Source organism: Sphingopyxis sp. Root1497 (genome assembly GCF_001427085.1).
Lineage (GTDB): Bacteria > Pseudomonadota > Alphaproteobacteria > Sphingomonadales > Sphingomonadaceae > Sphingopyxis.
Genome location: NZ_LMGF01000003.1, coordinates 1612719 through 1635267 on the forward strand (window position 1 = coordinate 1612719; position 22549 = coordinate 1635267).

The window sequence follows — 22549 nt, forward strand, 5'->3', positions numbered from 1 at the left end:
GCCTCCCTCCCTCTCCCGCGGGGAGAGGGAAGGGGCCCGCCGGCAAAGCCGGTGGGAAGGGTGAGGGTGGTTTGCCGTTGAGCCGCTACTCCGCGCTCACCCGATAAGTCACCTTATACTCGCTGCGGTCGCCGTTGATCGTCCGCGTGAAAGTCCCGACCCGCGGCTCGAGGTCGATCGTTCCCAATATGTCGTTGCCTCCGACATCGTCGTCCTCGAGCAATTGCACCGTCGAATTGCCGTCGAAATCGAAACGGCGCGGCACGACCCAGCGCTGGCCCTTTTTCATCGTGTAGCTGTCCTTCTTGCTCTCGGGAAAGCGCTGGCTGCCCCCGAAGCGCAGGAACAGCTGGTCGGGTAGGCCCAGAAAGCCGGTGACCTTCACACATTCGATGACGATGTCCGAGACACGATATTGGCCGCCGCGCACCGCGCCGCCGTCGGCGCCGGGAGTCAGTAATCGCGCGATCGCGTCACTGGCGTCGGCGGCGTAACGCCCGCTTGGAAACTCCGACAGATAGGCGCTGAACGCGCGGACGCTGCTTTCGGCGAGCGCGCCCTTCCAGAAAATCTCCTCGCTCGCGGTGCGGTCGCCGGTGGGCACCGCCGGCGCCGCGGCGACCAGTGTCGGAACGGTGCGCGGCACCAGATAGACCGGGGTGCCGGTGATGCTGGCGCTGACGAAGGGTCGCTGGTTGCCGCCCGTCGCCGCGAGCACATCGTCGCGGATCGCGCCGCCGAGCAGTTGCACCGGCAGATCGGGTTCAGGCAATCGCCGCGCCAGCGCGAGCGCGAAGGGGCTGTTCGCGCCATTGCCGTCGCTCGCGGTCTGTCCGGGCGCGGCGGCGAAGATGACGAGCACATCGTCGGCCTCGACCCCCGCCATGCCGCGCGCCACGGCGCGCGTGCCCGACCGCCACTTGCTGCCGAAGGGATTGTTGCGGCATGCGTCGAGCACGACCATCCGCACCTGCGCGCCCGACACCGCCTCCATCAACCGGCTGAGCTCGATCGCCTCATAGGGCAGGTCGAGGTCCGATTCGAGCTTGGCGTCGACCGGGAGCAGCCAGTTCTTGCCCTGCGCCTCGATCCCGTGGCCGGCAAAATAGACCATCGCCACCTCGGCGCCGTCGGCCTTGGCTCGGAAATCGCGCATCGCGCCCTGAAAGGCCTGATTGCCGAGGTTGCTCGCGGTGACCACCTCGAAGCCCGCGGCTTTCGCGGCGTCGGCGACGATCCGGATGTCGTTCGCGGGGTTGGTCAGCGCGCCGGTGTTGGCATAGGCCGAATTGCCGATGACCAGCGCGACCTTGCGCGCCTCGGCGCTGGCGGGCGCCAGCAGCAGGAGGAGGGTCAAAAGGGGTAGCCAGAAACGCGTCATCTTAGCTGTCCTTTCGTCGTCAGTTCGGGCGGGCGGCTCCATATTCGACCCAGCCGAAGGGGCGCGGGGTCTTGGGCATATATAGCGCGGCCTGCCGGTCGACCGCGAAACCCGCGGCGGCATAAGCGTCCGATATCGGGCGGGTGAGGTGACAATTGCCGCCGATGCGTTTCCAGATCGGCTCGATCCGCCGCTGCCATTTCGCGACCCCGGCATCGGGCGCGCCGCCATGTTCGAGGAACAGCGCGGTGCCGCCGGGTTTGAGCACGCGGCGGATTTCGCTCAGCACCGCGCTCTGCTCGGCGACCGAGCAGAGGGTGAAGGTCGTCACCACCGTGTCGAAACGCGCGCTTTCGAAGGGCATCGCTTCGCCGACTCCGCCCTGGATATCGGCGTCGATGCCATGCGCCTGCGCCGCCGCGCGGCTCATCGCCAGCAATTCGGGCGAGGGGTCGAGCCCGGTGAAGCTGGTCACGCGGGCACGGTCGTAAAATTCCATGTTGATGCCGCCGCCGCAGCCAAGCTCGAGTACATCGCCCGCCGCATGCGGCACGACCTTGCTGCGCGCCTTCATGATCTGCCCCTGCGAACAGGCGCATTTGATCAGGCGCGGTACTCCGTGACGTTCCCACCAGCTCGCCATATCGGCACACTCCCCTTGGCGCGCAGCCTGTCCCTTGCTAGCGCGCTTGGCAACACCCATTTAGGCGAACCCCGCCAGGATTAAGGACGACCATGCCCGCCACCCACCACACCAAGATGCTCATCCTCGGTTCCGGCCCCGCGGGCCTGTCGGCCGCCATCTATGCCGCGCGCGCGGGCATGATGCCGATCGTGGTGCAGGGGCTCCAGCCCGGCGGCCAGCTCACCATCACCACCGACGTCGAAAACTACCCCGGTTTCGCCGAGGTCGTGCAGGGCCCCTGGCTGATGGAGCAGATGACCGCGCAGGCGACGCATGTCGGCACCAGCATGATCTGGGATACGATCGTCGATGTCGACTTGTCGCAGCGCCCGTTCAAGCTGACCGGCGACGGCGGCGACGTGTATCTGGCGGAAACACTGGTGATCGCGACGGGCGCGCAGGCGAAGTGGCTCGGCGTGGAAGGCGAACAGGAGCTGGGCGGCAAGGGCGTTTCGGCGTGCGCGACGTGCGACGGTTTTTTCTATCGCGGCAAGAAGGTCGTCGTGATCGGCGGTGGCAACACCGCGGTCGAGGAAGCGCTCTACCTCACCAACCACAGCGACGATGTGACGCTGATCCACCGCCGCGATCATTTGCGCGCCGAAAAGATCCTGCAGGACCGGCTGCACGCCAATCCGAAGATCAAGATACTGTGGAATAAGAAGGTCGATCGTTTCGTCGCGGGCGAGGGTGTTGCGGGTCTCGTCGGCGTCGACCTGATCGACACCGTCACCGGCGAGAGCAGCCACGAGCCGACCGACGGCGGCTTCGTTGCGATCGGCCACAGCCCGTCGACCGAATTGTTCAAGGGCAAGCTGCCGCTCGACGCCGACGGCTATCTGGAGGTCACGCCGGGTACGTCGCTGACGTCGATCCCGGGTGTGTTCGCGGCGGGCGATGTCACCGACAAGGTGTACCGCCAGGCGGTGACCGCGGCGGGCATGGGCTGCATGGCGGCGCTCGACGCCGAGCGGTTTCTGGCCGAGGCGGAGTATCACGCGATGGTGGATGCGTAACAAACCGTCGCCCCCGCGAAGGCGGGGGCCGCTGTCGGTTTACACAGCGACGCAGATTTAGGCCGATTGCGGCCCCCGCGTTCGCGGGGGCGACGGGTTAGCTGAGGGCGGCCAAAATCCGTTCCGCCAGCCACTCGGCATCATCCCCCGCAAAACTGTGCGACGGGCTCGCCAGCCGCTCTACGCGGATCGATCCCGGATTTTGCTCGATATAGGCGAGCGATTTCGCTAGCTTTTCCATGAACGCCTGCGCCGTCCGGTCGCCGGTTGCGAGCAGGATCGTCACCGGACAGAAGACCTCGGCCAGCAGGCTGTCGAGTTCGTCGGCGAGACTGCCGAACGCCGGCGCTGCGGGCTTTTTCCCCAGCGCCGACAGGCCGCGAAACAATTTCCGGAAATCGACCTCGCCCTTCACCAGCCGCAGCAGGCTTTTCGGGTCCTTGAGCCGCGCCAGATAGCGCGCGCGGATCGCCGAGGGCGGGGGCAGGGCGGGTTCGTCGGCTTCCGCGTCGTCGTCGCCGTCATCCTCATAGGTCCAGGGGTTGGCGAGGATCAGCCCGTCGAGCGCCAGCGGCTGGTGCAGCAGCAAGGCGCTCGCGGCGTCGCAATTGCCGAACGCGAGGATGCGGCTCATCTGCGGTACCGCGTCGCGAAACGCCGCGATCGCTGCCGCGATGTCGGGGCCGCTCGACCGATAGCCGCCGTTCGTTCCCTCGCTGTCGCCGATCCCACGCCGGTCGAAACGCAACACCGGATGCCCCGCCGCGGCGACGCGCTGCCCCAGCATCGCCATGCCGCGATGCGCGCCGCTGCGAATCTCGTTGCCGCCCGACACGATCAGCAGCCCGGTCGTCCCCGGCGCTTCGTCGAGCGTGGCGGCGATCGCCGCGCCTTCGCAGGCGAAGCTCAGTTGACGCCGCATGCCGCCCCCCATGCCGCAATATCGTCGGCGATCGCTTCGGCCATCGCGGCGTCTTCGCCGGGTTCGGCGCGCAGCCATAGCGGCGTGCCCGCGATGCCGTCGGCGCCGAGCGCGACGTTGCGCAGCGGCTCGACCGGCTGGGCCTCGGCGCTGCCCAACTGCGCGATCATCGCGGGCGACAGCCGGTTGCCCGCGAGCAGCAGTGGTTCGCGTTTCGCCGTGTCGGTCAGGCTTTCGAGCGACGATGTCACTCCCGCCTCGCGATCGGCCGAGACGCGCGCGCGGAGCAGGGTGCGCAGCAGCGAGGCCCCGCCCGCTGGCGCCAGTCGCCACCAGCCGGCGGCTTTCACGCGATGGTCGATCAGCGCCCCGCCGCGGACCGATGCGACAAGGACGGGGCCGTCGATTGTCGCCGCAACTTCGGCGAGGGCATTTCGCCACATGTCGAGGTCGACGCTTTCCAGCGCCACGAGGCTCTCATTCTGCCCCGGCAGGTCGGGCATCTCCGCCGCGAATCCGCGCACGGCGAGCGCGCGCATCGCGAGCACGAGGGTGCGGCGCGTGCGGTTCGCTTCCTCGAACAGCGGGGGGACGATCAGGATGGTGGCGCGCGGCGTTCCGGCGGGTGTGACGCGCAGATGATGTTCGCCCATGCGCGCGCCGATAACGGTCAGTCGGTCACTTTGCGCAGCGAAAATGCCAGCAAATTGCCGTAGGTTTCGAAAATCTCGCCGTCGATCTCGTCGTCGTCGATGATGATGCCGAGGCGGTCCTCCATCTCGGTCAGCACCGTCGCAACCGCCATCGAGTCGAACTCGGGCAGCGCGCCGAACAGGCCGCTGTCCTCGGTCAGCGCCGCGGCGCGGGCTTCGCCCAGGCCCAAAATGTCGGCGAGCAGCGCGCGCAGGGTCGCATCGACGCCGGAAGAGGTGGGGCTGGCGGGGGTATCGGTCATCACGTCCTCACTCGCGTGCCGTAAGGGAACGCGCAAAAGCCTTTATCGCGGGTCCCCATGCCGCGATGCGCGACGGATTGAAAGCCTCCAATCGCCACAGCGGTTCGTGGCGGTTCATCCAGTCCTTCTTGTAGCCGTCGTTGCCGGTCCCGAAATCGACGCGCTCGACATGGTCGACGTCGATGACATGGCGGAACAGCGCCGCCGACAGCAGCGTGCCGGGCGAGGCCTTCAGACTGTCCTCGACATGCGCCAGCTTGTGGATGAAGGCGGTGCCGTCCTCGACGGTCCAATATTGCGCGGCGACCGGGATGCCCGCGATCCGCGCGATTCCCATGCGCAGCGTGCCGCGCGCGCTTTCGGCCTCGGCAAAGGCGCGCAGCAGGGCGGGATGGCCTTCCTCGGGCTTCCAGCTCGCGGCATAGATGCTCTCATAGGCGGCCCAGCTGCCGGGATCGAAGGCGGTGAGCAGCTGGATATCGACCACGCCCTTCTTCGCCTTGCGCTTGACGGTGTTTTTGAGCGCGCCGGGGCGACTTTCCCACCACGCGTCATGCGTCAGGCCGGTCAGGTCGAGCCAGTGGCGGTCGCCCGCCGGGGTCGCCTTGACCCACCAGCCGGCGGCGCGGAGCGCGGTAGCGAGGTCGGCCTGGTCGGCGTCGGGCACCGGATAAAGCGACAGCCGTGCCGCCCGCTTGCGAAGCTTGGAGAACAAATCGACAAGCGCCCCATCTCTCTCGCCCTTGCCGATTCCCCCAACTGCTCCCTGGAGAAAGCCGGGGTCAAGGCTTCGGTCGCCAACCGCAGAACCCGCACGCTCTGGGCCCCGGCTTTCGCCTGGGATCGCTGCCCGATATAACGGTCGAAGGGCGAAGCTGTACCAGTTGGTGAGGCCGGCAAAATGGCCGGGCTGATCGCGGCGCAGCGGCAGCCAGGCGGTGACATCGCCTGCATGCCCATGCGCATCGACGCGGCCTTCGCCCGCAAAACCATAGTCCGTCAGCAGGTCGAACCACGCCGCGCGGTCGAACGGCGACGCGGGCGCGGCGGCGTGCGCGCCGTCGGGCAGCCCCGCGTCATCATTAGCGCGATGTTCACCGTTCCCTTGCATAGGCTGGCGCTCTATCACCCAGTCCTAAAGAACCGATGACCGAAGCCCTGATCCCCTCGTCGCGCCCGATCGACCATCTCGCCCGCCGCGGCGCGGCGGATGCACCCGCGTTGCTGATCGGCGACCGGGTGACGAGCTTCGGCGATCTCGATGCCGGCGTCGGCCGGCTCGCCGCGTGGCTGCTCGAGCAGGTTGGCGGTCCCGGCGAACGCGTCGCCAGCTGGAGCGCGAAGACGCGGGCGGCCTGCCTGATGCCGCTCGCCGCGGCGCGCGCGGGGCTGATCCATGTGCCGGTCAATCCTCTGCTCAAGGCGCCGCAGGTCGCGCATATCCTGGCGGACAGCGGCGCGAAGCTGCTCGTCACCAATGCGGCGCGTAGCGACACGCTCGGCGAAGCCCTGCCGGTCGATTGCGTCGTGCAGGATTTGAAGATCGCCGAGGAAGTGATTGATTCGGGCGGGCAGGGGCTTCCCCCGTCGCTCGCTGAACCCGGCGATCTGGCGGCGATCCTCTATACCAGCGGCTCGACCGGGCGCCCCAAGGGCGTGATGCTCAGCCACGCCAATTTGTGGCTCGGTGCCGAGGCCGTTGCGGATTATCTGAAGATCGTTCCAGAGGATCGTGTGCTCGCGGTGCTGCCCCTGAGCTTCGACTATGGCCAGAACCAGCTGCTTTCGACCTGGTTCGCCGGCGCCGCCGTCGCCCCGCTCGACTATCTCACCCCGCGCGACGTCGTGAAGGCGGTGGCGCGGCATGGCGCAACGACGCTGGCGGGCGTGCCGCCGCTCTGGGTGCAACTGGTCGAGAGCGAATGGCCCGCCGAAAGTGCGGCGCATCTCAAGCGCCTGACCAACAGCGGGGGCGCGCTGACGCCCTCGCTGATCGACGCGATGCGCGCGACTTTCCCGAATGCCGATATCTATCCGATGTACGGGCTGACCGAGGCCTTCCGTTCGACGTACCTCGAACCGAGGCTGGTCGCCGACCATCCGACCTCGATGGGCCGCGCGATCCCGCATGCCGAGATTTTGGTGTGCCGCGCCGACGGCACGATCACCGCCGACGAGGAGCCGGGCGAACTCGTCCATTGCGGGCCGCTCGTCGCGCAGGGCTATTGGCAGGATGACGAACGCACCGCCTTGCGTTTCAAACCCGCACCGCGTGCGTCGCAATATGGCGGCATGGCGGTGTGGTCGGGCGACACGGTGCGCCGCGACGCCAATGGCCTCCTCTATTTCGTCGGCCGCGACGATGCGATGATCAAGACCGCAGGCAACCGGGTCAGTCCGACCGAGGTCGAGGATGTCGCGATCGCCTCGGGCCTGATTTACGAGGCGGTGGCGTTCGGGGTCCCCGACGCCCGGCTCGGCGCGGCGATCGTGCTGATCGTGCGCGGCAAGGGGGAGGGCGATGCCGAGGGGCTGGCCGCGTACCTCAAGGCGAACCTGCCCAATTTCATGCAGCCGCAGGCGATCGAATGGCGCAGCGAACTGCCGCGCAATCCCAATGGCAAGCTCGACCGCGTCGCGATCGCCGCCGACTGGAAGGTGGCAGCATGAAACCGCATGGTCCGATCCCGCCCGGCTTCGCCGCCGATGCCGACGGCATGTTGCTGATCGGCGGCCAGCGCGCCGACGACCTCGCCGAGGATGCCGGCGACACGCCGCTGTTCGTCTATGACAGCAAGCTGCTCACCGCGCGCGTCGCCGAATGGCGCGCCGCGATGCCCGCCGAACTGCAGCTTCATTATGCGATGAAGGCGAACCCCTATGGCCCGCTGCTCGGCCATATGGCGGCGATGGTCGACGGACTCGACGTCGCCTCGGGCGGCGAACTCAAGGCCGCGCGCACCAGCGGCATGGCGAGCGGGCACATCAGCTTCGCCGGTCCCGGCAAGCGCGACAGCGAACTCGAATATGCGATCAAGGCGGGTGCGACACTCAATCTCGAATCGGCGGGCGAGGCGACACGCGCGCTCGCGATCGGGGCGCGGCTCGGCATCGTCCCGCGACTCGCGGTGCGGGTCAATCCCGACTTTGACCTCAAGGGGTCGGGCATGAAGATGGGCGGCGGCGCCAAGCCCTTCGGGGTCGACGCCGCCGAGGTTGCGGCGCTGGTCAAACGCCTGCTCGATGCCGGCGCCGACTGGCAGGGTTTCCATATTTTTGCCGGATCGCAGGCGCTTGATGCCGGCGCCATCGCCGATACGCAGGCGCAGACCGTCGCGCTCGCGGCGCGGCTCGCGAATGAAATCGGCGCGGTGCCGCCGCTCGTCAATCTCGGCGGCGGCATGGGGGTGCCCTATTTTCCCGGCGACAAGGCGGTCGATGCGAAGGCCGTCGGCGACGCGCTCGCCGCGACGCTCGCGGCGCGCGACCCGATGCTCGGCGCCAGCCGCTTCGCGATGGAACTCGGGCGCTGGCTCGTCGCCGAGGCGGGGGTGTATCTGACCCGAATCGTCGATCGCAAGACCAGCCATGGGGAAACCTTCCTCGTCACCGACGGCGGTCTCCACCATCAGCTCGCGGCGAGCGGCAATTTCGGCACCGTGATCCGCCGCAACTATCCGATCGCGCTCGCCAGCCAGTTCGGCGCCGATCCCGTCGAGACGGTGTCGGTCGTCGGCTGCCTCTGCACGCCGCTCGACCGGCTGGGCGACCAGGTCGCGCTGCCGCGCGGCGAGGTCGGCGATCTTGTCGCGATCTTCCAGGCGGGGGCTTATGGCGCGACCGCGAGCCCCTCGGCTTTCCTCGGCCAGGGTCCGGCGCGCGAGATGCTCGTTTAAGATCCTCCCCATCGCGAAGCGTTGGGGAGGGGGACCGCCGCGAAGTGGCGGTGGAGGGGTTGAAAGGTTGCACCGACGCCTGACGGCGTCGACCCCTCCGTCAGCCCTGCGGGCTGCCACCTCCCCAACGCTACGCGATGGGGAGGATCGGAATCGCCCTTTCTGTCCCGAACCGGCACAGAGTGCGACGAACGCGGCGAGAACCTAGCCGACTACTAACGGTATATTCACCCTTTTCGGTCATCGCTGACCCTGACGCATTGGCTTTCGCCCCGGGCATTTAGCTCGCGGCGACGCCGCTGCCGCAGGAAAGGTGATACCATGACGACGTCCTTCCCCGCCCTTCGCGCCGCGCGAGTGGCCCTCGCGTGCGGGATCGCCGCGACCGCGCTGACCGGCTGCATGGGCGGCGGCGCCGCCGCGCCGCAGCTGCCGAGCGCGACCTTCGTCCAGAATCAGGAAGGACCCGGCGAGGAATATATCATCGGCCCGCTCGACGAGCTGCAGATCTTCGTGTGGCGCAACCCCGAGCTGGGCGGCAAGGTCCAGGTCCGCCCCGACGGCCGCATCACCACCCCGCTGATTACCGACATGCCCGCGGTCGGCAAGACGCCGACGATGCTGCAGCAGGACCTGAAACTCCAGCTCAGCCAGTATATCACCGACCCGATCGTCAGCGTCATCGTCACCAGCTTCAACAGCACTTTCTCGCAGCAGGTGCGCGTCGTCGGCGCGACCGAAAAGCCCGCGTCGATCCCGTTCCGCGCCAATATGACCGTGCTCGACGCGATGATCGCGGTCGGCGGCCTCGGCGAATATGCCGCGGGCAACAAGGCGCGTCTCGTCCGCTACGACAAGGGCAGCGGCAAGCAGCATGAATATGGCCTGCGCCTCAACGACCTCGTCAAGCGCGGCGACATCAAGGCGAACGTCCGGCTCCAGCCGGGCGACGTGATCATCATCCCCGAAAGCATGTTCTGACGCGTTACCGCGCGGCCGACTCCCCAAACCTGCCAAGGACTGAAACCAGACAATGAACGGCCTTTACGACGAATTCCGGGTGGCGCTGCACAGCGTCTGGACGCGCCGCTGGCTGGTTCTGGCCGTGGCCTGGGGCATCTGCATCCTCGGCTGGCTGGCGATCGCATCGATCCCCAACCGTTATGATTCGCGCGCCCGCCTGCTCGTCGACATCAACGAGATCGTTCCGGCCGACAGCCAGAGCGGCCCCTATGCCGACCGCGCCCAGATCGACCAGATTCGCGAGACGCTGACCAGCGCGCGCAACCTGGAAAAGGTCGCGGTGACGACCGGCATGTTGCCCGCCGGCGCCGGCGAGCGCGAAAAGGCCGGCGCGGTCGCGATGCTGCAAAAGAATATCAAGGTCATCCCGCAGCAGGAAAATATCTTCGAGATCACCTCGTCGATAGGGGTCGGCAGCCTGTCCGACGCCGACAATGCCAAGCTTGCGAGCGGCGTCCTCGACAGCCTGATCACCGTGTTCCGCGACGAACAGCTGCGCGGCGGCCGGATGACCGCGCGCGAGGGGCTGAAATTCCTCGACGCCCAGCTCGCCGACCGCGAAAAGGCGCTCGGCGAGGTCGAGGCGCGCCGCGCCGCCTTTGAAGCCAAGAATATCGGCCTGATCTCCAGCGGCACCGGTTCGCCCGGCCAGCGCATCGACGCCGCGCGTGCCGAGCTTGGCCAGATCGAAACCCAGCTCGCTGCGGCGCAAGGCTCGCTCGCGGCGGCGAACGGCCAGATGGCGTCGACCCCGGCGACGATCAACGTCCCCGGCATGGGCGGCGTCGGCGGCGGCGTCGCGCGCCAGCAGCTCGCCGGGGCGCAGAACGAACTGTCGTCGATGCGCGCGCGCGGGCTGACCGACGCGCACCCCGACGTCATCGCGCTGAAAAGCCAGATCGCCTCGCTGAAGGCGATGGCCGACCGCGAAGGCGCGGGCGGCGGAGGCGGCGGCAACGCCCAGAACCCCGCCTATGCGACGCTGCAGGCGATGCGCGCCGAACGCCAGGCGACCGTCGCGGCGCTGTCGTCGCGCAAGGCGCAATTGTCGGCCGACATCAACCGCATCACCACCGCGCAGATCCAGAACCCCGGCGTCGCCGCCGAATATGAACGGATCAACGGCGAATATACCGCGCTCAAGGCGCAGTCGGACCGGCTGATGGCACAGCGCGAACAGGTGCGCATGCGCGGCGAGGTGCAGACCGAAACCGATGCGATCAAGGTCGAACTGCTCGACCCGCCGACGAAACCGACCTCGCCCGCGGCACCGAACCGCCCGCTGTTTCTGACGCTCGTGTTGTTCGCGGGCATCGGCGGCGGCATCGGGGTCGCCTTCGGCCTCGGTCAGGTGCGCACCAGCTATGCGACCGCGGCCAAGCTCGAACGCGCCAGCGGCCTGCCGGTCATCGGATCGATCACCGAGGTCGTGACGCCCGAACGGCACGCCGACCGCAAGAAGAAACTCGTCTGGCTCGCGGGGGGCAGCGGCGCGCTGGTGGCGCTGTTCGTCCTGCTGCTGGTCGCCGAATTCGTCCAGCGTGGCATGGTCGCGTGACGGGGGACAAGAAAATGAACGAACATCGCCCCATCAAGCGCACGCCCTCGCTGCTCGAACGCGCCGCCGACATGTTCGGCACCGATCCCGCCGCCGGCGCACCGACGATCGACGTCTCGGGCCTGCCCGAAGAGCCGGTCCGCAAGGGCAAGGCGAAGAAAAAGGCCGGGCCCGAAGCGCCGGTGACGCCCCCACTTACACCCGAGGCCGAAATCCTCGACCCCGTCGTCGAGGCCGCGCCCGCGGTCGAGGCGGCGCCGAAGCCGTCGCCGCGCAAGGATATTGCCAGGGCGGCGCCCGCCGTCGTGCCGACGCGTCAGGGAACGATCGATCGCGAACGGCTCGCCGCCAGCGGGGTGATCGTGCCGGGGGNGATCGTGCCGGGGGCGGCGGTCAGCGGCATTTCCGAAGAATATCGCATCGTGAAGCGCGAACTGATCCGCAACTTCGCGGGCAGCGGCAGCCGTCCGGTGTTGCCGCGCGGCCACCGCGTGCTGATCGGCTCGGCCAATCCGGGCGAAGGCAAGACCTTTTCGGCGGTCAACCTCGCGCTCAGCCTCGCGGTCGAAACCGACCATGACGTGCTGCTGATCGACGCCGACATCGCCAAGCCCAGCGTGCTGAACGCGCTCGGGCTGGAGGACGGTCCCGGGCTGATGGACGCGCTCGCCGACCCGCACCTGCCGCTCGGCGACTGCCTGATTCAGACCGATATTCCGGGGCTGAAGGTCATGCCCGCGGGCACGGCGCATATGCACGACACCGAATTGCTCGCCTCGGCGCGCACCGAAACCTTGCTCGCCCAGCTCGAAGCGGGCGCGCCGGGCCGGATCATCATCCTCGATTCGCCGCCGGTGCTCGCGGCGTCGCCCGCCGCGGTGCTCGCCGGCCATGTCGGCCAGCTCATCATGGTGGTGCGCGCCGATACGACGCTCGAAAGCGCGCTGCGCGACGCCATCGGGCTGATGGGCGCCTGCCCGCACATCCAGCTGCTCCTCAACGGGGTCAAATATTCGCCGGGCGGTCGCCGCTTCGGCACCTATTATGGACAAGGAGGCGCCTGACCATGCGCACCATTCTTCCGCACGCGCGCCATGGCGTCATGACGGCGGTTGCCTTGCTGCTCGCGGGCACCGCGACCAGCGCGCATGCGCAATTCTCGGGTCCCGAAGGCGGCAGCGGCGATGGCGCCGCGTCGTCGGCACCGGCCTCGGCCGAAAGCGGCACTGGCAAGCGCGACGAGCGCGGCCAGAAGCGCAGCAAGCGCACGGTCGAAGTCACACCCTATCTCGAAGTCGGCCAGGTGCTGCAGGCCGATCTCGAGAATAACGGCGATGTGCTCACCTACACGACGCTCGCCGCCGGGGTCGACGCGGTCATCGCGACGCGCCGCGCCGAAGTCGCGGCGACGCTGCGCTACGAATATCGCATCGGCGAATCGGGCGGCCTCGGCGATTCGGATACGATCAGCGGGCTGCTGCGCGGCCGTTACGAACTGGCGCGCGGGCTGAATATCGAGGCGGGAGCGCTCGCGACGCGCACCCGTGCCGACGGGCAAGGCGCCGACAATCCGATTTTCGTCGGCAATGGTTCGAACTCGGCCGACGTCTATTCGATCTACGCCGGCCCGACCTTCGCGCGCCGCATCGGCGGACTCGACGTCGGCGCCGGCTATCGCTTCGGTTACAACAAGGTCGAGGTCGATACCCCTGCGGTGCTGCCGCCGGGCGCGACCAGCCAGGATATTTTCGACAGCTCGACCAACCATGTCGCGTGGGGCAGCGTCGGCCAGCGGCCGGGCGACCTGCCGTTCGGCTGGCAGGTGTCGGGCGGTTACGAGCGCGAGGATGCGAGCCAGCTCGACCAGCGGTTCGAGGGCAAGTTCGCCCGCGCCGACGTGACGGTGCCGATCGGCCCGACCGTCGCGCTGCTTGGCGGCGTCGGCTATGAAGATATCGAGATCAGCGAACGCAACCCCGTCGTCGACGCGAACGGCGTGCCGGTCCGCGACGCGAACGGGCGCTTCGTCACCGACAAGTCGAGCCCGCGCCAGCTGTCGTTCGACACCGACGGGCTGATCTGGGATGCCGGCGTGATGTGGCAGCCCAGCCGCCGCACCTCGCTGACCGCCAAGGTCGGGCGCCGCTATGGCGACACCATTTATACCGGCAGCTTCTATTACCGCCCGGGCCATGCGACGCAGATCCAGGTCGGCGTCTATGACGGCATCTCCAGCTTCGGGCGCGGGCTTTCCGCTGGCCTCGCCGGCCTGCCGACCCAGTTCGACCCGACCCGCAACCCGATCGACGGCGATATCAACAGCTGCCAGTTCGGCGCGCAGGGCGGCGGCTGTCTCAACAACGCGCTGTCGAACGCGACCGGCGCGCAGTTCCGCAGCCGCGGCATCCAGGGCATCTTCACCAGCCGCGCCGGGGCATGGAGCTATGGCTTCGGCGCCGGTTACGATCGCCGCCGCCTGCTCGTGCCCGCGCTGTCGCAGATTGCCGACCTCAACGGGGTGACCGACGAGAATTATTATCTCTTCGCGTCGATCGGGCGTCAGCTCGGCCGCGATGCCGATCTGTCGTTCAGCGGCTTCTACAATTATTTTGACAATGGCTCGCCGGGCGCGACCGACGTGCAATCCTATGGCGCTTCGGCGGTCTATTCGCAGCGCTTCTGGCGCGGCCTGACCGGCAGCGCGGCGGCCAGCATCACCGGCTTCGACCAGGACGGTTTCAACAGCCAGCTCGTGGCATCGGCGCTGTTCGGTCTGCGCTACAATTTCCGGTAACGGGGAAGATAATATGTACGATCAATATTATGGCTTTACGGGACGTCCTTTCCAGCTGACGCCAGACCCGAATTTCTATTTCGAGAGCGGCACCCACCGCAAGGCGATGTCCTATCTCGGCTATGGGCTGGCGCAGGGTGAAGGCTTCATCGTGATCACCGGCGACGTCGGCGCGGGCAAGACGACGCTCGTCGGCCATCTGATGAACACGATCGACCCCAACCGCCTGACCGCGGTCAAGCTGGTGTCGACGCAGGTCGAGGGCGACGACCTGCTCCGCCTCGTCGCCGAACAATTCGGGCTCGACTGGGAAGGCGAGAGCAAGGCCGAACTGCTGCGTTCGATGGAACAATATCTGCGCGAACAGGCGCGCGCCGGCCGCCGCACGTTGCTGATCGTCGACGAGGGGCAGAATCTCGCGATCTCGGCGCTCGAAGAATTGCGCATGCTGTCGAACTTCCAGCTCGGCGGCCATTCGCTGCTGCAGATCTTCCTGCTCGGCCAGCCCGAATTCCGCCAGACTTTGTTCCACTCGCCGCAGCTCGAACAGCTGCGCCAGCGGGTGATCGCGACGCATCATCTGGACCCGATGGAGCCCGAAGAGGTCGAACCCTATATCCTCCACCGCCTCGGTAAGGTCGGCTGGACCGGCAACCCCAGCTTCAGCCCCGACGCCTTCGAGGAAATCTTCGATTACAGCGAAGGCGTGCCGCGCAAATTGAACGTGCTGGTCAGCCGCCTGTTGCTGTTCGGCGCGGTCGAGCAACAGCATCGCATCACCGCCCAGCATGTGCGCGACGTCGTCGCCGAGATCGAGGCCGATCGCGGCATCGACGCGAAGACGCTGGTGCCGGCGGCCCCGGTCGAACCGGCCTTCGCCGCACCTGCGCCCGTACCCGCACCCGCTGCCTTCGCACCGGCGCCGGTGGCGTCGCTCGCGGCGATTGCGGCCCCGGCACCGAAACCCGAACCGGTGTGGGCCGAACCCGCGCCCGTGGCGGAAGCCGAACCCGAAGAGGCGCCGTTCGAACTGGTCGAGGCCTTCGTCGAACCCGACCCCGTCGTCGCGCCGGTCGAACCCGAAGCTGAACCCGAACCCGCGCCCTTTGCCGCCCCGGTCGCCGAGGTCGAAGCCCCGCTCGAATGGCCGGCTGCCGCCGCCGTCGCCGAACCGGTCGTCGAAGCCGAAAGCGTCGAAGCGGCGCCGCCGCCCTTCGCCGCCCCGGACGAAGAAGCCCCCGCCATGGGCCTCGAACGCCTGTCGATGCGCGCCGCGCTCGAAGAGGTCGACATCCTGCCGCCGTCGCACGCCGCGACGAGCTTCGTCGAAGCCCGTTCGCTCGTCGCCGAACAGCTTGGCCTCGCGCCCGCGGCGGCCGCCGAAGTCGAACCCGTTGCCGAAGCGCGGCGTTTCGCCATTGCCCCCGACCCCGTCGAAGCCGCGGTTGAGCAGGAAGCAGAAGCATCCGAACCGAGCGCGGCCTTCGCCGAACCCGAAACGATCACACCCGAACCGGTCGAAGCCGAGGCATCGACCGGCGCCCCGGCGGCCGCGTTGGTCGACGAGGCGCAACTGGTCGCGCTCCAGCGCCAGCTCGCCGGGCTGGAGGCGCGGATCGCCGAGCAGGATGTGGCGCTGCGCCGTGTGCTTGATTTGTTGATCGATTGGGTCGAACGCGATCCGGCGAATGCGCCCGATCCGACGCTGACGCAGACCTGGGCCGCCTGACGGCGTCCCGGTCGCGGCTGGCTGCCGGATCGATGAAGGTGAGGGATCATGCAGAACGGCCTGTCGGTCGATGTCGAGGACTGGTTCCAGGTCGGCGCCTTTGAGCGCGTGATCGACCGCGCCGACTGGCCGGCGCTCGAATGCCGGGTCGAGGCGAATTGCGACGCGGTGCTGCAACTCTTCGCCGAGGCCGGGGTCAGCGGTACCTTCTTCACATTGGGCTGGGTCGCCGAGCGCTATCCGGCGCTGATCAAACGCATCGTCGATGCGGGACACGAACTCGCGAGCCATGGGTACGACCACCAGCGCGTGTTCGCGATGACCCCCGACGCCTTCGCCGCCGACCTGAAGAAGACGCGGGCGATCCTTGAGGATCTCGGCGGCGTGCCCGTGCGCGGCTATCGCGCGCCGAGTTTCTCGGTCGACCAGCGTACCCCATGGGCGCATCCGATCCTCGCCGAACAGGGCTATGCCTATTCGTCGAGTGTCGCGCCCGTCGTTCACGATCATTATGGCTGGCCCGCCAGCCCGCGCCACGCCTGGCGCCCGGTCGCGGGCAGCGACCTGGTCGAATGGCCGGTGACCACCGCGCGCTTCGCCGGACGCACGCTTGCGGCGGGCGGCGGCGGCTTCATGCGCCTGCTCCCCTATGGTTTCACCCGCTGGGCGATCGCGCGCATGAATGCCGAGGGGCATCCCGCGATCCTCTATTTCCACCCGTGGGAAATCGACCCCGGCCAGCCGCGCGTCGCCGACGCGCCGCTGAAATCGAAGATCCGCCATTACAGCGGCCTCTCAGCGATGGCCGGCAAGCTGCGGAAGTTGCTCGACGATTTTGAATGGACGCGCGCCGACGCCTTGCTGCCCGCGCAACAGGGCCGCGCCGTGCCGTGGAAGCAGGCGGCATGAACGCGCCCGCACATCCGGTTGCCGCGCCGCTGCCCGACGACGCGGCGTGGGACGCCTATGTCGCCGCGCACCCCGACGCGACGCCTTTTCACACCCGCGCCTGGTGCGAAGCGATCACGCGGGCGACGGGCCACAAGCATCATCTGATCGCGCAGCGCGACGCGGCGGGGCAGATCGTCGGGCTACTCCCGCTGCACCATGTCCGCTCGCCGCTGTTCGGGCAGGCGCTCGTCGCCAGCGGCTTCGCGGTCGGCGGCGGCCTGCTCGCCGACAGCCCGGAGATCGCCGCCGTCCTTGCCGATGCCGCGATCGACCTCGCGGGCTCGCTCGGGGTCCCGTCCATCGAATTGCGGGGTGGTTCGTTGCCAGAGGGATGGCCTATCGAGGAGGGCGTCTACGCCGGCTTCGCGCGCGACCTTGCCAGCGACGAAGAGGCCGAACTTCTCGCCATCCCGCGCAAGCAGCGCGCCGAGGTCCGCAAGGCTCTGGCGAGCGATCTGAAGGTCACCGTCGGCACCGACGAAGCCCACCGCGCCGACCACTACCGCGTCTACGCCACCAGCGTCCGCAACCTTGGCACACCTGTGTTCCCCAAGACCTTGTTTTCACATGTTCTTGACGCATTCGGACCCGACGCCGACATCCTCAATGTGCGCAACGATCGTGAAGTTGTGGCCAGCGTCCTCAGCCTCTATTGGCGCGGCACGGTGATGCCCTATTGGGGCGGCGGGCTCGCCTCGGCGCGGAGCTTGCGCGCCAACGAAATGATGTACTTCGCGCTTATGAACCACGCGCGTTCCCGGGGTTGCACCCGCTTCGACTTCGGTCGCTCGAAACTCGGAACCGGGCCGTACAGCTACAAGAAGAATTGGGGCTTCGAGCCCGAAGCACTGACCTACGCGCGCTGGCTCGCCGAGGGTGAGACCCCGCGCGACACCAACCCGACCAGCGCCAAATACCGCCTGCAGGTCGACCTGTGGAAAAAACTCCCGCTCTGGGCCGCGAACCGCATTGGACCGCTGATCGCGCGCGGGCTGGGTTGATGGCCGAAATCCTGTTCCTCGTTCACCGCGCGCCCTGGCCCCCCGACCGCGGCGATCGCATCCGCAGCTGGCATATGTTCGAGGCGCTGGCGAAGCTCGCGCCCGTCCATGTCGCCGCGCTCGCCGACAATGACGCCGAGGCCGAGGTCGCACGCGGGAAAATGACGCCGCTCTGCGCGAGCCTCGCCATCGAAGTGCGCAAGGTGTCGCGCCCGCTCGCGCTGGCGCAGGCGGTGTTGCGTGGCGAACCGGTTTCGAACCGGCTGTTCCGCAACGCCGCGCTGGCGCGCCACGTCGGCGGCCTGATCCGCCACGGCGAGATCAGCCATATCGTCGCCTTCTCGGGCCAGATGGCGCAATATCTGCCCGCCGATTTCGCCGGCCCGGTGCTGATGGACTTCGTCGACGTCGATTCGGCCAAATTCGCCACTTACGCGGCGCAGGACAAGCGCCAGCCGCTGCACTGGGTCCATGCGCGCGAGGCCGACCGGCTTGGCGCCTATGAGGCCGAAGTCGCGGGCCGTGTCGACGCCAGCCTGTTCGTCAGCACCGCCGAAGCCGCGCTGTTTCGAGGTCGCAGCGGCCTTGATGAGGACAGGGTCCGCGCGGTCGAGAATGGCATCGACACCGACACATTTGATCCGTCCTTGCCGCACGATCCGGTCGGGCAGGGCGAAGGCCCGCTCGCGGTGTTCACCGGCCAGATGGACTATCGGCCGAATATCGATGCGGTGCGCTGGTTTGCGACCGACATATTGCCGCTGATCCGCCGGTGCCATCCGGCGGCGCGCTTCGCGATCGTCGGCCGTGCGCCGACCGACGAGGTGCGCGCGCTGGCCGACCTGCCCGGTGTGGCCGTCACCGGCGAGGTGCCCGACGTGCGCCCCTGGCTCGCCGCCGCCGATGCGGTGGTCGCGCCGTTGCTGCTCGCGCGCGGCATCCAGAACAAGCTGCTCGAGGCGATGGCGATGGCGCGGCCGGTGGTCGCGAGTGCCGCCGCCGCCGAGGGCATCGATGCGACGCCCGGCGATCATCTGCTCGTTGCCGATGGGGCTGATGCCATGTCGGCCGCGGTGTGTTCGCTTTTCGACGACTGCGATCGCGCGCGGGCGATGGGGCAAGCCGCCCGCAAACAGATGATCGCGCGCTACGGCTGGGATGCGCGCCTCGCGCCGCTCGGGCAATTGCTGGGTCTCGCGGCATGACGGCCGGGACCGCGAACCTCGTTCGTCCGAAAAGCTGGACGCGCTGGCAAGCGCATCTGGTCGCGCTGATCGGGCTGTCGGCGGCGATCCTCGCGCTCTTTCACCGCGACGCCGCCGATATGGCGGGCATTTGGTGGCACAGCTCGACCTTCACCCACTGCCTGCTGATGGTGCCGATGATCGGCTGGCTGGTGTCGCAGCGCGCCGCGCTGCTACGCCCGCTGACGCCGGTTTATTGGTGGCCGGCGCTGATCTGGATGGCGGGGGCGGGGCTGGTGTGGCTCGTCGGCGAGGCGGCCGGGGTCGGGCTGTTCCGCCAGCTCGGGCTGATGCTGATGCTGCAGGGCGCGGTCGCGGCGACGCTGGGCGAAAAGCTGGTGCGCGGGCTGCTCTTCCCGCTCGCCTATGCGCTGCTCCTCGTGCCCTTCGGCGAGGAATTGGTGCCTTTGCTCCAGACGCTCACCGCGCATATCAGCATCGCCCTGCTCCATCTGATCGGGCTCGAGGCGCATATGGAGGGCGTGTTCATCACCACCCGCGCCGGTTTCTTCGAGGTCGCCGAGGAATGTTCGGGGATCAGTTTCCTGATCGCGATGTTCGCTTACTCGACCTTCGCCGCGCATCTCTGTTTCAAAAGCTGGGCCCGGCGCATCGTCTTTGTCGTCGGCGCGCTCGCGACGACGATCCTCGCCAACGCGCTGCGCGCCTGGGGCACGATGGTCGCCGCCGAAATCTGGGGGATCGAGGCGGCGGGCGGGATCGACCATATCTTTTATGGCTGGATCTTCTTCGGGCTCGTCATCCTGATCGTGATGCTCGTCGCGCGCCGCTGGTTCGACCGGCCGGCGAACGATGTCGCGGTCGATGTGTCGGGGCTTCAGGGCGCGGCGCGCTTTGCGGGCGCCGCGAAGGCCGTGCTGCCCGCCGCGCTGGCGGTGCCGCTGCTGTTCGCCGGTTGGGCGGCGCTCGTCGGTGCGCGCTCGGCGCCGCTGCCTGACAAGATGGAGATCGCCGTCCCCGCCGGCTGGACCGAGACGATCGGCGAAGGCACCATCTGGGCGCCGCGTTTCGACGGTGCCGACCAGCTCTGGCTCCGCCATTTCATCGATGGCAAGGGGCGCCGCGTCGCGGTCGGACTAGGCGGTTACGAACGGCAGGACGAGGGGCGCGAGGTCGTCGCCTTCGGGCAGGGCGCGATCGACCCCGACAGCATATGGGCGTGGAGCGCGGCGCTGCCCGCGATCGACCGCGGCAAGACCGAACGGTTGCTGCACCCCGGGCCGGTGCTGCGCGACGCCGCGACCTTCTATGTCGTCGACGGCGCGGTCACCGGCAACCCCCGCGCCGCGAAGCTCGCGGGGCTCAAGGCGCGCCTGCTCGGCGGCGACCCGCGCGCGCTGTCGCTGATCGTGTCGAGCGAGGAGCGGCAGGGCGGCGTATCTGCGATCACCGATTTCGTTTCCGCGTCGGGCGGAGCGCAGGCGATGGCTGACCGCGCGCTGAAACTGCGCTAGAGCCTCGCCGAATATGTGTGGGATCGCGGGCCTTTATCATCTGGACACGGCAAAGCCGGTCGATCCGGCGCGGCTGCGCGCGATGCTCCATCCGATGGCGCATCGCGGCCCCGACGGCACCGGTGTGTGGACCGCGCCGGGCGTCGGTCTCGGCCATCTCCGCCTCTCGATCATCGACATCGCCGGCAGCCCGCAGCCGATGGCGTCTGACGATGAGGCGGTGACGCTGACCTATAACGGCGAAATCTATAATTTCCGCGAGTTGCGCGCCGAGCTGGAGGAGCGCGGCCACCGTTTCCGCACCAGCGGCGACACCGAGGTGATCATCGCGGCCTGGCGCCAATGGGGCGTCGAATGCCTGTCGCGGCTCAACGGCATGTTCGCCTTCGCGCTCCACGACCATCAGCGGGGTTGCCTGTTCCTCGCGCGCGACCGGCTGGGGGTGAAGCCGCTGCACCATGCGCGGCTGTCCGACGGGTCGCTCGCCTTCGCGTCCGAGCTCAAGGGGCTGCTGCGGCACCCGCTGCTGCGGCAGGAGGCGAACCTGTCGGCGATCGAGGATTTCCTCGCGTTTGGTTACGTCCCCGACGACAATTGTATCGTGGCGGGGGTGCAAAAGCTGCCCGCCGGCCATTATCTGCTGCTCGAACGCGGCAAGCCGGTGCCCGCGCCGACCTGTTGGTGGGCACCCGATTTCTCGAAACGCATCCGCGCCAGTGAAGGCGAAGCGGCCGAGCATCTGACGCACCTGATGCGTGCCGCGGTGACCGACCGCATGGTGTCTGATGTGCCGCTCGGCGCTTTCCTGTCGGGCGGCGTCGACAGCAGTGCGGTCGTGGCCTTGATGGCCGAGGCGAGCAGCAAGGCGGTCAAGACCTGCACCATCGGCTTCGACCAGGCGGTGCTCGACGAGACCGCCTACGCCCAGCAGATCGCCGAGCGCTTCGCGACCGACCACCGCACGCGGACGGTAGCGGCCAGCGACTTCGACCTTGTCGACCGGATCGCCGACATGTTCGACGAGCCCTTCGCCGATGCGAGCGCGCTGCCGACCTATCGCGTCTGCGAACTCGCGCGTGAAGAGGTCACCGTCGCGCTGTCGGGCGACGGCGCCGACGAAGCCTTCGCGGGTTATCGCCGGCTGGTGTTCCAGCATCAGGAGGAACGGCTGCGCGGGCTGATCCCCGGGGTGCTGCGCCGGAATGTTTTGGGTCCGCTGGCGAAGGTCTGGCCGCAAATGGACTGGGCACCGCGCCCGTTGCGCGCGCGCGCGACGCTGACCAGCCTGTCGAAGAGCGGCGCCGAAGGCTATGCCGAGGCGGTCGGTGTGACCGGCCCCGGCCAACGCGCGCGGCTGTTCAACGATGCGGCAAAAAATGCGCTTGGCGATCATGTCGCCGAGGCGCGTTATTGGCAGGCGATGGCCGATGCGCCGGCGCGCGAACCGCTCGATCGTGCGCAATATGCCGATCTGAAAATCTGGCTGCCCGGCGACATATTGACCAAGACCGACCGGATGAGCATGGCGGTGAGCCTCGAAGCGCGCGAGCCGTTGCTCGACTATCGCCTCGTCGAATTCGCCGCATCGCTGCCCGCGTCGATGCGGGTGAAGGGCGGCACCGGCAAGGCGATCATGAAGCAGGCGATGGAGCGTTACCTGCCGCCCGATATCCTCTATCGCCCCAAGATGGGGTTCGTGACCCCGGTATCGCACTGGTTTCGCGGCCCGCTGGTCGAACAGGCGAAGGCGCTCGCGACCTCGGCGACGCTGGCGCGGTCGGGCTGGTTCGACATGGCCGAGATCGAGCGCGTCGTTGCCGCGCACCAGAGCGGACGGCGCGATCACGGGCGGCTGATCTGGCAATTCTTCATGCTGGAAAAGTCGCTGGCGAAGCTGTTCGGGATATAAACTCCCCTCC

Annotated in this window: 17 protein-coding genes and 2 pseudogenes; 13 read left to right on the top strand and 6 right to left on the bottom strand. The window is 68.1% G+C overall.

Going from position 1 to position 22549, the window contains the following annotated elements; genetic code table 11:
* Positions 1 to 85: 85 nt before the first annotated feature.
* The gene (locus ASD67_RS11060; protein ID WP_056346801.1) at positions 86 to 1381 is read right to left on the bottom strand and encodes a caspase family protein; all 1296 of its coding nucleotides are present in this window, start codon (positions 1379 to 1381) and stop codon (positions 86 to 88) included.
* A 19-nt stretch (positions 1382 to 1400) separates the two neighbouring features.
* Positions 1401 to 2024 carry a class I SAM-dependent methyltransferase gene (locus tag ASD67_RS11065; RefSeq protein ID WP_056346804.1) on the bottom strand — a complete coding sequence of 208 codons (624 nt, stop codon included), beginning with the start codon at positions 2022 to 2024 and terminating at the stop codon, positions 1401 to 1403.
* Positions 2025 to 2116: 92 nt separating this feature from the next.
* Here ASD67_RS11065 and trxB point away from each other — a divergent pair, with 92 nt between their 5' ends.
* Positions 2117 to 3082 (top strand): thioredoxin-disulfide reductase, encoded by a 966-nt coding sequence (gene trxB, locus ASD67_RS11070; protein WP_056346805.1) that lies wholly within the window; start codon positions 2117 to 2119, stop codon positions 3080 to 3082.
* Between the two features lie 97 nt (positions 3083 to 3179).
* On the opposite strand, the gene ASD67_RS11075 is transcribed toward trxB, so the two are convergent.
* The 4 genes from ASD67_RS11075 to ASD67_RS11090 are packed head-to-tail and all read right to left on the bottom strand — an operon-like array spanning position 3180 to position 6070.
* The gene (locus ASD67_RS11075) at positions 3180 to 4004 is read right to left on the bottom strand and encodes a hydrolase 1, exosortase A system-associated (RefSeq protein ID WP_056347316.1); all 825 of its coding nucleotides are present in this window, start codon (positions 4002 to 4004) and stop codon (positions 3180 to 3182) included.
* Entirely contained in the window at positions 3989 to 4657 is a 669-nt protein-coding gene (locus ASD67_RS11080) for a hypothetical protein (RefSeq protein ID WP_056346807.1), read from the bottom strand. Before ASD67_RS11080 ends, ASD67_RS11075 begins: the two co-directional genes overlap by 16 nt.
* Positions 4658 to 4674: 17 nt before the next feature.
* Positions 4675 to 4959 (bottom strand): phosphopantetheine-binding protein, encoded by a 285-nt coding sequence (locus ASD67_RS11085; RefSeq protein ID WP_056346809.1) that lies wholly within the window; start codon positions 4957 to 4959, stop codon positions 4675 to 4677.
* A gap of 7 nt (positions 4960 to 4966) precedes the next feature.
* Positions 4967 to 6070 (bottom strand): GNAT family N-acetyltransferase, encoded by a 1104-nt coding sequence (locus tag ASD67_RS11090; RefSeq protein WP_056346811.1) that lies wholly within the window; start codon positions 6068 to 6070, stop codon positions 4967 to 4969.
* Between the two features lie 35 nt (positions 6071 to 6105).
* Between ASD67_RS11090 and ASD67_RS11095 the strand changes: the two genes are divergently transcribed.
* The 12 genes and pseudogenes from ASD67_RS11095 to ASD67_RS11150 all read left to right on the top strand — a co-directional run bounded on the left by ASD67_RS11095 (position 6106) and on the right by ASD67_RS11150 (position 22539).
* The gene (locus tag ASD67_RS11095; protein ID WP_056346813.1) at positions 6106 to 7629 is read left to right on the top strand and encodes an acyl-CoA ligase (AMP-forming), exosortase A system-associated; all 1524 of its coding nucleotides are present in this window, start codon (positions 6106 to 6108) and stop codon (positions 7627 to 7629) included.
* Positions 7626 to 8855 carry a pyridoxal-dependent decarboxylase, exosortase A system-associated gene (locus ASD67_RS11100; protein WP_056346816.1) on the top strand — a complete coding sequence of 410 codons (1230 nt, stop codon included), beginning with the start codon at positions 7626 to 7628 and terminating at the stop codon, positions 8853 to 8855. Before ASD67_RS11095 ends, ASD67_RS11100 begins: the two co-directional genes overlap by 4 nt.
* A 321-nt stretch (positions 8856 to 9176) precedes the next feature.
* Complete coding sequence (locus ASD67_RS11105; RefSeq protein WP_056346818.1) at positions 9177 to 9836, top strand: XrtA/PEP-CTERM system exopolysaccharide export protein; 660 nt, start codon at positions 9177 to 9179, stop codon at positions 9834 to 9836.
* A 52-nt stretch (positions 9837 to 9888) separates the two neighbouring features.
* Positions 9889 to 11436, top strand: coding sequence for an XrtA system polysaccharide chain length determinant (locus ASD67_RS11110; RefSeq protein WP_056346819.1), 1548 nt, complete (start codon positions 9889 to 9891; stop codon positions 11434 to 11436).
* Positions 11437 to 11809: 373 nt separating this feature from the next.
* Positions 11810 to 12500: pseudogene (locus ASD67_RS24030) on the top strand (AAA family ATPase); the annotation flags it as partial.
* Between the two features lie 2 nt (positions 12501 to 12502).
* Positions 12503 to 14230: a hypothetical protein gene (locus ASD67_RS11120; RefSeq protein WP_235535635.1), complete on the top strand. Its 1728-nt coding sequence runs from the start codon at positions 12503 to 12505 to the stop codon at positions 14228 to 14230.
* 13 nt (positions 14231 to 14243) lie between these two features.
* Positions 14244 to 15044: pseudogene (locus ASD67_RS11125) on the top strand (XrtA/PEP-CTERM system-associated ATPase); the annotation flags it as partial.
* 963 nt (positions 15045 to 16007) lie between these two features.
* Positions 16008 to 16868 carry an XrtA system polysaccharide deacetylase gene (locus ASD67_RS11130; RefSeq protein ID WP_200938007.1) on the top strand — a complete coding sequence of 287 codons (861 nt, stop codon included), beginning with the start codon at positions 16008 to 16010 and terminating at the stop codon, positions 16866 to 16868.
* The gene (locus tag ASD67_RS11135) at positions 16865 to 17911 is read left to right on the top strand and encodes a FemAB family XrtA/PEP-CTERM system-associated protein (RefSeq protein WP_056346824.1); all 1047 of its coding nucleotides are present in this window, start codon (positions 16865 to 16867) and stop codon (positions 17909 to 17911) included. The genes ASD67_RS11130 and ASD67_RS11135 overlap by 4 nt, the downstream gene beginning before the upstream one ends.
* A complete protein-coding gene (locus ASD67_RS11140; protein WP_056346825.1) occupies positions 17911 to 19116 on the top strand; it encodes a TIGR03087 family PEP-CTERM/XrtA system glycosyltransferase in 1206 nt (401 codons plus the stop codon). The genes ASD67_RS11135 and ASD67_RS11140 overlap by 1 nt, the downstream gene beginning before the upstream one ends.
* On the top strand, positions 19113 to 20630 hold the full coding sequence (xrtA, locus tag ASD67_RS11145; protein ID WP_056346828.1) for an exosortase A: 1518 nt from the start codon (positions 19113 to 19115) through the stop codon (positions 20628 to 20630). Before ASD67_RS11140 ends, xrtA begins: the two co-directional genes overlap by 4 nt.
* Positions 20631 to 20643: 13 nt before the next feature.
* Positions 20644 to 22539: an XrtA/PEP-CTERM system amidotransferase gene (locus ASD67_RS11150; protein ID WP_056346829.1), complete on the top strand. Its 1896-nt coding sequence runs from the start codon at positions 20644 to 20646 to the stop codon at positions 22537 to 22539.
* The last annotated feature ends 10 nt before the right edge of the window (positions 22540 to 22549 follow it).

Coding starts and splice junctions, on each gene's coding strand:
- ASD67_RS11060 (WP_056346801.1), bottom strand. CDS start 1,381: ATGACGCGTTTCTGGCTACCCCTTTTGACCCTCCTCCTGCTGCTGGCG.
- ASD67_RS11065 (WP_056346804.1), bottom strand. CDS start 2,024: ATGGCGAGCTGGTGGGAACGTCACGGAGTACCGCGCCTGATCAAATGC.
- trxB (WP_056346805.1), top strand. CDS start 2,117: ATGCCCGCCACCCACCACACCAAGATGCTCATCCTCGGTTCCGGCCCC.
- ASD67_RS11075 (WP_056347316.1), bottom strand. CDS start 4,004: ATGCGGCGTCAACTGAGCTTCGCCTGCGAAGGCGCGGCGATCGCCGCC.
- ASD67_RS11080 (WP_056346807.1), bottom strand. CDS start 4,657: ATGGGCGAACATCATCTGCGCGTCACACCCGCCGGAACGCCGCGCGCC.
- ASD67_RS11085 (WP_056346809.1), bottom strand. CDS start 4,959: ATGACCGATACCCCCGCCAGCCCCACCTCTTCCGGCGTCGATGCGACC.
- ASD67_RS11090 (WP_056346811.1), bottom strand. CDS start 6,070: ATGCAAGGGAACGGTGAACATCGCGCTAATGATGACGCGGGGCTGCCC.
- ASD67_RS11095 (WP_056346813.1), top strand. CDS start 6,106: ATGACCGAAGCCCTGATCCCCTCGTCGCGCCCGATCGACCATCTCGCC.
- ASD67_RS11100 (WP_056346816.1), top strand. CDS start 7,626: ATGAAACCGCATGGTCCGATCCCGCCCGGCTTCGCCGCCGATGCCGAC.
- ASD67_RS11105 (WP_056346818.1), top strand. CDS start 9,177: ATGACGACGTCCTTCCCCGCCCTTCGCGCCGCGCGAGTGGCCCTCGCG.
- ASD67_RS11110 (WP_056346819.1), top strand. CDS start 9,889: ATGAACGGCCTTTACGACGAATTCCGGGTGGCGCTGCACAGCGTCTGG.
- ASD67_RS11120 (WP_235535635.1), top strand. CDS start 12,503: ATGCGCACCATTCTTCCGCACGCGCGCCATGGCGTCATGACGGCGGTT.
- ASD67_RS11130 (WP_200938007.1), top strand. CDS start 16,008: ATGCAGAACGGCCTGTCGGTCGATGTCGAGGACTGGTTCCAGGTCGGC.
- ASD67_RS11135 (WP_056346824.1), top strand. CDS start 16,865: ATGAACGCGCCCGCACATCCGGTTGCCGCGCCGCTGCCCGACGACGCG.
- ASD67_RS11140 (WP_056346825.1), top strand. CDS start 17,911: ATGGCCGAAATCCTGTTCCTCGTTCACCGCGCGCCCTGGCCCCCCGAC.
- xrtA (WP_056346828.1), top strand. CDS start 19,113: ATGACGGCCGGGACCGCGAACCTCGTTCGTCCGAAAAGCTGGACGCGC.
- ASD67_RS11150 (WP_056346829.1), top strand. CDS start 20,644: ATGTGTGGGATCGCGGGCCTTTATCATCTGGACACGGCAAAGCCGGTC.